Here is a 9,667-nt window from a genome sequence, read left to right as displayed (position 1 = left end):
GCTTTATTGTAGGTGGGCCAGTTGGTGATTTTGAACTTTTGCTTTGCCACGGAACGGTCTGCGTTGTCGGGAAGATACGTGATCTGATCCTTCAACTCAGCAAAAGTTCGATTTATTCAACAAAGCCGTGTAAGCGTCATCAGTCGGCTCTACGATCACATCGTAGGTTTCGGCAACGGCGATACGGAACTCATCAACGGACACGGGGGTGACATACTGCCCGTCTGCGGCCACGACCGTCATTTTCAGACCGGGAATACGAACGTCAAAATAAGACATGGCCGAGCCGTTAATGAAGCGCAGGCGTACTTTCTCACCTTTACGGAACAGACCGGTCCAGTTTTTACCGGGTCCCTGTCCGTTCATCAGGTAGGTGTATGTGAAACCACTGACGTCGGCTAAATCTGTCGGGTTCATCTTCATTTCGGCCCACATTTTCCGGTCAGCCAGCGTATTCGCGAGGCCTTTCTCCCGCGCATCACGGAAAAAGTCGGTAGCGGTGGGTTTAGCGAAGTTGTAATAATCTGATTGTTTTTTCAGTTTTGCGAGAATGTCTGAGGCTTTTTCATCAGACCAGTCGGTCAGCAGCACAACATGCTCGCTGTCCCACTGAAACGGCTCAGGTTCAGCGGCATCGATAATAATCGGACCGTATACCCCTTCCTGCTCCTGCAGGCCGGAATGGCTGTGATACCAGTAAGTTCCGTTCTGCTTTATTTTAAAGGAGTAAACATACGTGTCGTCCGGTTCGATCCCGTGAAAACTGAGACCCGGCACGCCGTCCATATTTGCCGGCAGGATAATGCCATGCCAGTGAACAGAGGTCGGCTCTGAAAGGCGGTTTTTTACCCTTAACGTGACAGTGTCGCCTTCTTTCCAGCGCAGCAGAGGTCCCGGAAGACCCGCATTTATGGTTTTTGCATAACGGGTCTTACCGGTGATATTCAGTGGCGTTTCGCCGATAAACAGATCAAAGTCGGTCCCGGCCAGCGTACGGGACTGCATCAGGTTTACCGCCGAAAACGCATCAAACGTTCTCAGCCCCAGGCCACCCACGAGACCGGTGGCGGTTATCCCTTTAATAAAATTACGTCGTGAACTTTTAAGTTCCATGACTGAGCTCCGGCAAAATTCACAGTATCCCGGGAGAAAAAATCTCTCCGCTCCGCAAGCACAAGCCGTGCTTACCGTTCAGGAAGTTTATTTTTTGTTACCGGAAAGCTATCACAGCTGAAAGACGGGCATGATTACAATTGTGTAATGTTGGAACTTGCTGTTTTTACATTACATTTATGTCATTTTCGAGCGGAGGCATTTTTCTCCTGTACGATAAAAATGACTGAAGCCGGAGAGCGTCCGGCCCGCCATTATTTAACTTTTACTCGTAAGGACAGCCGACATGAAAAAATTAATGTTTGTTTCTCTTCTGGCCCTGTTTTCTGCCTCATCAGTATGGGCACAGCCGCATCCTGTTTCAGAGCCGGACGGTCAGGTAACTAACAACGCTGTTGCCATGATGAATGAACATGAGCGTGCCATCCTGGCGCACCAGAGTATGGATAATGCAAATTCTGCAGCACATCAGAGCATCATTGATATGCACCGAAGGATGATGCAGCAGGAAAAATAAGGGGTTGCACCGGACAGAAGATTCTCCCGGTATCTTCTGTCCGTTTCTGTCACTGCTCCGGGATGCGGTTGTGTTTTACCCTCATCGTTAATGCTTTTTCCGGTAAATCTTCTTTCAAGGCCTACGTGAGCCGGCCCGTCTTGCTGCGACGGGCTCTTTTTACCGCCTTCCCGCTTTCCGCATCGTTAAACTGCCGCCCATGCTGAATACAGCGGTATTTTGCGGCAATGAAGATTCTGTACCAGGCTTATTACGTATTCGCAAATAAGCTAAGTTAAGAGAGGAAAATATGTCAGAACAATATCGCAACTGCATTGAAGCCTGCTATATCTGTGCCGCCACCTGTGATTACTGTGCCACGTCATGCCTTAAAGAACCTCAGCTGGAGATGATGCGTGAATGCATAAGGCTGGACATGCAGTGCGCAAGCATCTGCCGGATAGCGGCAAATTTAATGTCGCTTGAAAGCGAATTTGCTCCCGAACTCTGCAGAGTTTGTGCAGAAATTTGCCAGAAATGTGGTGATGAGTGCGCCCGACATGAGCATGAACACTGTAAAAAATGCGCAGAAGCATGCCATCATTGTGCTCAGGAGTGCAGAAATATGGCAGCATAACTTTTCTGTCATCTGCGGTACGAAGCAAGGGACAGCTACTTCATGCGCCGGAAAGCTGTAAATTGGCGTCGCCAGCCCTGCCTGGCCCTTCGCGGGAAAAACGCAGTTGTAGCAGATAATGCGCAACAAAAGACAGGGCCACCTGAACGAGCCCTGTAAACTGTTCAGGTGGCGAGGGCTCTGGACTGCGGCATGATTACGGGCAGGACGGAACCATACCGACTACTTACGCAACAGGCGTAGCCCGTTTGCCACAACAAGCAGGCTTGCACCCACATCCGCGAATACGGCCATCCACATGGTCCCCATACCGGCAATGGTCAGGGCCAGAAAAACTGCCTTGATCCCAATAGCCATAACGATATTCTGAACCAGAACATTATACGTCTGCCTGGAGAGCCGGACAAAAGCCGGAATTTTACGCAAATCATCGTCCATGAGGGCCACATCGGCAGTCTCGATGGCGGTATCCGTGCCCATTGCGCCCATAGCAAAGCCGATATCGGCGCGGGCCAGCGCCGGTGCATCATTGATGCCGTCGCCCACCATGCCGGTCGTGCCCTGCGCCGTAAATGTTTCCACGGCACGCAGTTTATCTTCCGGCAGTTGATCCCCACGCGCCTCATCGATACCAACCTGACCGGCAATGGCCAGCGCCGTGTGCGCATTGTCTCCGGTCAGCATGAGCGTTTTGACACCCAGACTATGCAACTGCCTTATCGCCTCGCGGCTGCTTTCCTTCACCGTATCAGCCACCGCAAACAGCCCAAGCACCTGATGAGTGTCAGAGAGCATGATGACCGTTTTACCCCCGGTCTCCAGTTCCGTTAGTGCAGCCCTGACCGCTTCCGGGCAACGCACCGTTTCTTCAGCCAGCCTCAGATTCCCCAGATTGTAGGTTTGACCGTTGATGACGCCGCGCACGCCACGGCCCGGCAGAGCCTCAAAGTTTTCTACTTCATAACGCTGAATGCCATCTGATGCCGCCGATACAGCCTGCGAAACCGGATGATCGGAGTAACCTGCCAGGCTCACAGCCAGCCTGCGCCCCTCGTCTTCTGACACACCGGTATAGATAATCGCATCCGTCTGTACCGGCTTACCGTGCGTCAGTGTGCCGGTCTTGTCGAGCGCCAGCCACTTCAGCTTTCGGCCTTCTTCAAGATAAACGCCGCCCTTGATCAATATCCCCCGGCGGGCTGCTGCCGTCAGGCCGCTGACGATGGTCACTGGCGTGGAAATGACCAGCGCACAGGGGCAGGCGATAACCAGCATCACCAGCGCTTTGTAAATCCATTCCTGCCAGCTTCCACCTGCAATCAGCGGCGGGAGAACGGCAACTGCGACAGCAATAGCAAACACCACAGGGGTATATATTTGCGCAAAGCGATCAACAAAGCGCTGCGTAGGGGCTTTTGCCCCCTGCGCTTCCGCCACAGCATGAATGATACGCGCCAGCGTGGTATTTCCGGCAGCGGCCGTTACCCGGTACTCAAAGCCACCGGAGCCGTTGACCGTCCCGGCGAAGACCGGGTCGCCTTCCCCTTTATCCACCGGCAGGCTTTCGCCGGTAATGGGTGCCTGATTAATGGCGGTCCTGCCCCGGATCACCGTGCCGTCGAGGGCGATACGCTCGCCAGGTTTTACCCTGACCAAGCTGTTAATGGATACAGACCTGGCCTCAGTTTCTTTCCAGGAGCCGTCCGGCTGCTGAACCGTGGCCGTTTCAGGCGTCAGCTTCATCAGAGAGCCGATGGCATTGCGGGCGCGATCAAGAGACTTCGCTTCAATCAGTTCCGCAATCGTGAACAGCACCATTACCATGGCGGCTTCCGGCCACTGTCCGAGCGCCAGCGCCCCGGTGACGGCAATACTCATCAGCGCGTTGATATTCAGGTTGCCGTTGCGCAGTGCAATCCAGCCTTTTTTGTATGTGGACACGCCACAGGCCGCAACGGCAGCCAGAGCAAGAGCCGCTTCCAGCCATTCCGGCATGCCCGTCCAGTGCATGGCTTCGGCGGCGATTGCCGCCACACCGGCAAGCGCCAGCGGCCACCAGGGTTTTTTCTTTCCCTCAGTGACCGCGTGCCGGCCATTGCTGTCAGGAAGTTCAGGTTCAAAGCCCAGCGAACGAATGGCGGCCAGAACCGGCTCCAGCGCATCCGGTGCGTGAACCACCATCAGTACGCGCTGCATAAGATTGAAATCCAGTTCCTTCACGGCTGACATGCCGTCCAGCTTTTTACGGATCATGCCCTCCTCTACCGGGCAGTCCATCTGCATGATCCTGATACTGGTACGCACCCCGTCAGCGGTCACCTGCTGCGTCTGCAGCTCACCAAATGTGACAGGGGCAGGCGCGCAGCAGGAACCGCCGGTGCTTTCCGCCTCACGGCCTGAACAGCAGCTGCCTTCAGGCTGCATTGCTTTATCAATCGGTTCCGGGTCAAAACCCAGCGAGCGCACCGCCTGCAGAACCGGCTCCAGCGCCTGCGGCGTATGGGTCACGGTGAGCACCCTCTGCATCAGATTGAAGTCAAGATTGCTGATGGCAGGTAATTTTGCCAGTTTTTTTCGGAGGAGCGTCTCCTCCGTCGGGCAGTCCATCTGCATGATGCGCAGACGCGTCTGAACTTCATCGTTGCGGGTATGCTCTGTAACCGATTCGGATGGCTGACTCAGGCTGTCCGGTGAGCAGCAGCTGCCGGTGCTGCAACAGGCCGGTGTGGCCTCAGCCGTTTTTTGTAGCGTTTTACCGGATACCTCTGCCGGGGCAGCAACGTTTTTTTTAACAGACGCCTCCTCTCCGGTTGCGGCAGAACCACATTTTTTATTACTGCAGCAGTCACTCATATCTTTATCCCGTTCATAACGTATACTGGCATTAAAGACCCTGATGTAACTACAGGGTCAAGATCAGATGAGGTGAGTTATGAAAATTGGCGAGCTGGCCCGGCTGGCTGGATGTCCGGTAGAAACGGTGCGTTATTACGAGCGTGAGGGCCTGCTGCAGGCCGCGTTGCGGGACCAGGGTAATAACTATCGCCATTATGACAGTGCGCACCTGGAAAGGATGATGTTTATCCGGCGCTGTCGGGCGCTGGATATGACTCATCAAGAAATCCGGGTGCTGCTACAGGCGCGTAGCCAGCCTGATGCAGACTGCGGTTCGGTCAATGTCCTGATAAATGAACATCTGAACCACGTTCAGGCTCGCATCCGTGAACTGAATATGCTGGAAAAGCAACTTTGTGAGCTCCGGAGCCACTGCAATGCCAATCGGGCAACACGGGACTGCGGTATTCTGCGCGAACTGGAGCAGGCAGAAGAGCCTGAGGATATCGTGCCGGTTATAACTGCAGGTCATCTGGCCGGAAGTCATTCATACTGATGCTGCTTTTCTACTATCAGCAGGACGGTTCACTAAATAAACAGGCTTTTTTTGCCATATTACTCCGGCATGCCCGGCCATTCAGTCAGCTGAAAATGTGCTGCCGTTAAAATCTGTGTGACATCGTTCAGCATTCACTTTCCATTTGTTTCGTAGCGTATCCTGGCAGGACTGCCCCTGATCGCCGGAAAGTAACATCAAAGGTTCAACCGCATCGCATAGCCTCTGGTAAAAGTTTCCAGAATAAAATACCCTTCATTTCACATATTCATGAAATGAAGAATTATAATGGAGCAAACCAGAGCACTTATTGCGTTCTCAGCACTGGCACATGAATCACGACTCAGAATAATCAGAATGCTTGTTGTAGCGGGCGCAGGTGGCATGTCCGCAGGTGACATTGCTGCCGCTCTCGACGCTTCATCCCCCTCCAGAGTGTCTTTTCACCTGAAAGAACTCGAGCACGCCGGCCTTATCTCCGGTCGCCGCGAAGGCAAATCGGTTATCTACAGCGCCTGCTGGACAGACCTGGCCGATTTAGTGGCCTTTCTGATGCACGACTGCTGTCAGGGGCATTGTCATTATTGCGATCAGGCCATCGAATTATTTTCTAAATGTACCGGTATGCCAACAGGGCCTGAAAATAATGCCTGAACATCGCTTTTGCAGTCACAATAACCAACACAGAGGGATTTAGCCTGTGCAAACAGCAAATAAAGCAGCACGGATCAGGGACCGGCTTGAGCATAGTCAAATTGCCATTTATTTCGTTGCAGTGGCAGCCGGATGTTTTTCAGCAATGCTTTTGCCGGGGACTGACCGCCTGGAAAGTGCCATCAATCCCGCACTGGCTCTGATGCTTTATGTCACCTTTCTGCAAGTGCCCGTGGCCGAACTTGGCGGTGCGTTCACGAGAGTACGTTTTATTCTGCCTCTCCTGCTGACTAATTTCCTTTTAGTGCCGATTCTGGTCGCAGTACTGGTCAGTTTTCTTCCGCAAAACCCGGTGCTTATCCTCGGCGTGCTTCTGGTCCTGCTTACTCCCTGCATAGATTACGTGGTGACATTTTCGCAACTTGGTCGTGCTGATGCCCGTCTTTTACTGGCCTCCACGCCGGTATTACTTATGGTGCAGATTCTGTTGCTTCCGGTATACCTGCATTTATTTCTTGGCGAAAATGCCTCTGAACTGGTGCAGCCCGCACCCTTTATTCATGCATTCATCTGGCTTATCGCTGTCCCCCTGATCCTTGCTGCACTAACCCAGTTTATGGCCCGCAAAATTCATTTAGCGCAAAAGGCTTCCGAATGTATTGGTCTGCTGCCCGTTCCGGCAACTGCGACAGTTCTTTTCATTGTTGTGGCCGCCATGCTGCCGCAGCTGGGTGAAGCCTGGTCTGTTGCTGTTCAGGCAGTGCCTGTCTATCTGGCTTTTGCTGCGTTAGCACCTTTGTGCGGATGGAGCATGGCTAAGGTTTTTCGTCTGGAGCCCGCGGCAGGAAGAGCCATTGCCTTCAGTGGCGCTACCCGAAACTCTCTGGTCATATTACCGCTGGCGCTGGCAGTTCCGGGCGCGGTGCCCGTCCTGCCGGCTGTTATCGTGGCTCAGACCATGGTTGAGCTAATCAGCGAGCTGGTTTACGTGCGTCTCATCCCCAGACTGGGGCGCAATAACGTGTGAGCGTAAGTGATATGCCGCCCGCTGTGGCGGCATTATTATATAAAAGGTTCACGTCCGGTAAGCTGCCATCTTCATGGCGGTCCAGATCACAGCTAAGGCAGGTCTGAACTCATCTGTTAATAGTTATGTTCGCATACAGCTGTGCAGAAAAGGCAGTCAGCCCGCCACAACATATATGAATTTATAAATATAAAATTGACCTTTCGTCTGCAGAAGACGAGACTTATTGCTGTCCGCCACGAAGGAGAAATTATGCCGTCACTTCTGCCCCTGCAACTTTTTAAAAATCTTTCTGACGAAACCCGGCTCAGCCTGGTGCTGCTGTTGCGCGAAAAAGGAGAGCTTTGCGTCTGTGAACTCACGTCAATGCTGAAAGAAAGTCAGCCTAAAATTTCCCGGCATCTGGCGTTACTCAGAGACGCCGGTCTGCTTATCGACAGGCGAGACGGCAAGTGGGTTTATTATCGGTTGTCACCACACATGCCCGCCTGGGCTGCTGCGGTAATTGAGCAGGCTTACCTGTGTCAGCGCGATGACATTCTGCAACTCAGCCAGCAGGCTGAAAGGAATAACGCGACCACCAACGGCAAGCCTGTCTGCATTTGAAATTTACCCAAACACATATGATTTTACATACTTGTTAGCAGGGCTGTCTTTAGTCCCGTTTACAGGCTTTATATCCAAAGGAGAAAGTATGTTTCTGGCAGGCGCTATATTCGTCCTGACACTGGTGCTGGTTATCTGGCAGCCAAAGGGACTCAGTATTGGCTGGAGTGCAGTTATCGGGGCCGCGCTGGCGCTGCTGACCGGCGTGGTGCATATCGGTGATATTCCGGCCGTCTGGCAGATTGTCTGGAACGCCACGGCCACGTTTATCGCGGTTATTATCATCAGCCTGCTGCTTGATGAGTCTGGCTTTTTTGAGTGGGCTGCACTGCACGTTTCCCGCTGGGGAGGCGGTAAAGGCAGGCTGCTGTTCACGTATATTGTTCTGCTGGGTGCGGCAGTGGCGGCCCTGTTTGCCAATGACGGGGCGGCACTTATCCTGACGCCTATTGTCATCGCCATGCTACTGGCGCTGGGCTTCAGCCCCGGCGCCACACTGGCGTTTGTGATGGCGGCAGGCTTTATCGCGGACACATCCAGCCTGCCGCTCATCGTATCGAACCTGGTCAACATCGTGACGGCGGACTTTTTTAAGCTGGGGTTCAGCGAATATGCGTCTGTCATGGTGCCGGTAAATATCGCGTCCGTGGCGGCCACGCTGGTTATGCTTCACCTCTTTTTCCGTAAAGACCTCCCGATCACTTATGACTTGGCGAAACTGAAGGTGCCACGGGAAGCCATTCGAGACATGCGAACCTTTGAAGCCGGATGGCTGGTCCTGCTCCTGCTGCTGGCCGGTTTTTTTGCCCTGGAGCCGCTCGGCGTTCCGGTCAGTCTGGTGGCAGCGGTGGCGGCATTTATTCTGTGGCTTGTTGCCCGGAAAGGGCACGTAATTGACACCCGTAAAGTGCTGAAAGGCGCGCCCTGGCAGATCGTCATCTTCTCGCTGGGTATGTATCTCGTAGTATATGGCCTGCGCAACGCCGGACTGACGGATTACCTCTCAGCCATCCTGAACCGGTTTGCAGAACACGGCGTCTGGAGCGCCACGCTCGGTACCGGTTTTTTGACGGCCTTTTTGTCATCGGTGATGAACAACATGCCTACCGTCCTGGTCGGTGCCCTGTCCATTGATGGCAGCACGGCTCAGGGCGCGGTGAAGGAGGCGATGATTTACGCCAACATCATCGGCTGCGATCTCGGCCCCAAAATCACACCCATCGGCAGCCTGGCGACCCTGCTGTGGCTGCACGTGCTGGCGCAGAAAAACATTACCGTCAGCTGGGGCTACTACTTCCGCGTGGGCATTGTGATGACCCTGCCGGTGCTTTTTGTGACGCTGGCCGCGCTGGCCCTGCGCCTGTCTGTTTAACCTTAACCCCGGGGCTGCGTCTGCGCAGCTCCGTAACGGAGTACCGTTTATGACTGATATCACTATTTACCACAACCCGGCCTGCGGGACGTCGCGTAACACCCTGGCACTTATCCGCAACAGTGGCGTGGAGCCAACAGTGATTTTGTATCTGGAGACGCCACCAACCCGCGACGAGCTGAAAAAGCTGATAGCAGATATGGGTATCAGCGCACGCGCCCTGCTGCGCAAAAATACAGAGCCGTATGAGCATCTGGGGCTGGCAGAAGACCGGTTCAGCGATGATGAACTGCTGAATGCGATGCTGGCTCACCCCATCCTCATCAACCGCCCGGTGGTTGTGACGCCACTCGGCACAAGGCTCTGTCGTC

The 9,667-nt window shown here is 53.8% G+C and carries 10 protein-coding genes and 1 pseudogene; 8 read left to right on the top strand and 3 right to left on the bottom strand.

Features of this window, described 5'->3' with window-relative positions; all coding sequences use genetic code 11:
- Together COO59_RS21370 and COO59_RS20050 are read right to left on the bottom strand one after the other, a co-directional pair.
- Positions 1-95, bottom strand: a 95-nt coding sequence (locus COO59_RS21370) for a hypothetical protein (RefSeq protein ID WP_047353184.1), incomplete at its 3' end; no start/stop codon positions are given.
- A 31-nt stretch (positions 96-126) separates the two neighbouring features.
- Positions 127-1,113 (bottom strand): annotated as a pseudogene (locus tag COO59_RS20050) (copper resistance system multicopper oxidase); the annotation flags it as partial.
- A 286-nt stretch (positions 1,114-1,399) separates the two neighbouring features.
- Between COO59_RS20050 and COO59_RS20045 the strand changes: the two are divergent.
- Both COO59_RS20045 and COO59_RS21755 read left to right on the top strand, forming a co-directional pair.
- Complete coding sequence (locus COO59_RS20045; RefSeq protein ID WP_094121210.1) at positions 1,400-1,630, top strand: hypothetical protein; 231 nt, start codon at positions 1,400-1,402, stop codon at positions 1,628-1,630.
- Between the two features lie 289 nt (positions 1,631-1,919).
- Positions 1,920-2,246: a four-helix bundle copper-binding protein gene (locus tag COO59_RS21755; RefSeq protein WP_072051049.1), complete on the top strand. Its 327-nt coding sequence runs from the start codon at positions 1,920-1,922 to the stop codon at positions 2,244-2,246.
- A gap of 222 nt (positions 2,247-2,468) precedes the next feature.
- Here the strand turns inward: COO59_RS21755 and COO59_RS20035 are convergent, their stop codons facing one another.
- Positions 2,469-4,859 carry a heavy metal translocating P-type ATPase gene (locus COO59_RS20035; protein WP_072051050.1) on the bottom strand — a complete coding sequence of 797 codons (2,391 nt, stop codon included), beginning with the start codon at positions 4,857-4,859 and terminating at the stop codon, positions 2,469-2,471.
- A gap of 319 nt (positions 4,860-5,178) precedes the next feature.
- On the opposite strand from COO59_RS20035, the gene cadR reads away from it, so the two are divergent.
- The 6 genes from cadR to arsC all read left to right on the top strand — a co-directional run.
- Positions 5,179-5,637, top strand: a complete 459-nt coding sequence (gene cadR / locus COO59_RS20030) for a Cd(II)/Pb(II)-responsive transcriptional regulator (protein ID WP_031374861.1) — start codon at positions 5,179-5,181, stop codon at positions 5,635-5,637.
- A 288-nt stretch (positions 5,638-5,925) separates the two neighbouring features.
- Positions 5,926-6,291, top strand: a complete 366-nt coding sequence (locus tag COO59_RS20025) for an ArsR/SmtB family transcription factor (RefSeq protein ID WP_103061421.1) — start codon at positions 5,926-5,928, stop codon at positions 6,289-6,291.
- 73 nt (positions 6,292-6,364) lie between these two features.
- Positions 6,365-7,318: an arsenic resistance protein gene (locus COO59_RS20020; protein ID WP_233215904.1), complete on the top strand. Its 954-nt coding sequence runs from the start codon at positions 6,365-6,367 to the stop codon at positions 7,316-7,318.
- A gap of 252 nt (positions 7,319-7,570) precedes the next feature.
- Positions 7,571-7,924, top strand: coding sequence for a metalloregulator ArsR/SmtB family transcription factor (locus COO59_RS20015; RefSeq protein WP_103061420.1), 354 nt, complete (start codon positions 7,571-7,573; stop codon positions 7,922-7,924).
- Positions 7,925-8,012: 88 nt separating this feature from the next.
- Positions 8,013-9,296 (top strand): arsenic transporter, encoded by a 1,284-nt coding sequence (locus tag COO59_RS20010; RefSeq protein ID WP_103061419.1) that lies wholly within the window; start codon positions 8,013-8,015, stop codon positions 9,294-9,296.
- A gap of 49 nt (positions 9,297-9,345) precedes the next feature.
- Positions 9,346-9,667 (top strand): arsenate reductase (glutaredoxin) (arsC, locus tag COO59_RS20005; RefSeq protein WP_103061418.1); only part of this gene is annotated, 322 nt, incomplete at its 3' end.

This window comes from Mixta theicola (assembly GCF_002895925.1).
Taxonomy (GTDB): Bacteria; Pseudomonadota; Gammaproteobacteria; order Enterobacterales; family Enterobacteriaceae; genus Mixta; species Mixta theicola.
The sequence above is the reverse complement of the archived record's forward strand: the minus strand, read 5'-3'. Positions and strand labels throughout refer to the sequence as shown.

Coding starts and splice junctions, on each gene's coding strand:
- COO59_RS20035 (WP_072051050.1), bottom strand. CDS start 4,859: ATGCAGATGGACTGCCCGACGGAGGAGACGCTCCTCCGAAAAAAACTG.
- COO59_RS20010 (WP_103061419.1), top strand. CDS start 8,013: ATGTTTCTGGCAGGCGCTATATTCGTCCTGACACTGGTGCTGGTTATC.
- COO59_RS20025 (WP_103061421.1), top strand. CDS start 5,926: ATGGAGCAAACCAGAGCACTTATTGCGTTCTCAGCACTGGCACATGAA.
- COO59_RS21755 (WP_072051049.1), top strand. CDS start 1,920: ATGTCAGAACAATATCGCAACTGCATTGAAGCCTGCTATATCTGTGCC.
- cadR (WP_031374861.1), top strand. CDS start 5,179: ATGAAAATTGGCGAGCTGGCCCGGCTGGCTGGATGTCCGGTAGAAACG.
- COO59_RS20015 (WP_103061420.1), top strand. CDS start 7,571: ATGCCGTCACTTCTGCCCCTGCAACTTTTTAAAAATCTTTCTGACGAA.
- COO59_RS20045 (WP_094121210.1), top strand. CDS start 1,400: ATGAAAAAATTAATGTTTGTTTCTCTTCTGGCCCTGTTTTCTGCCTCA.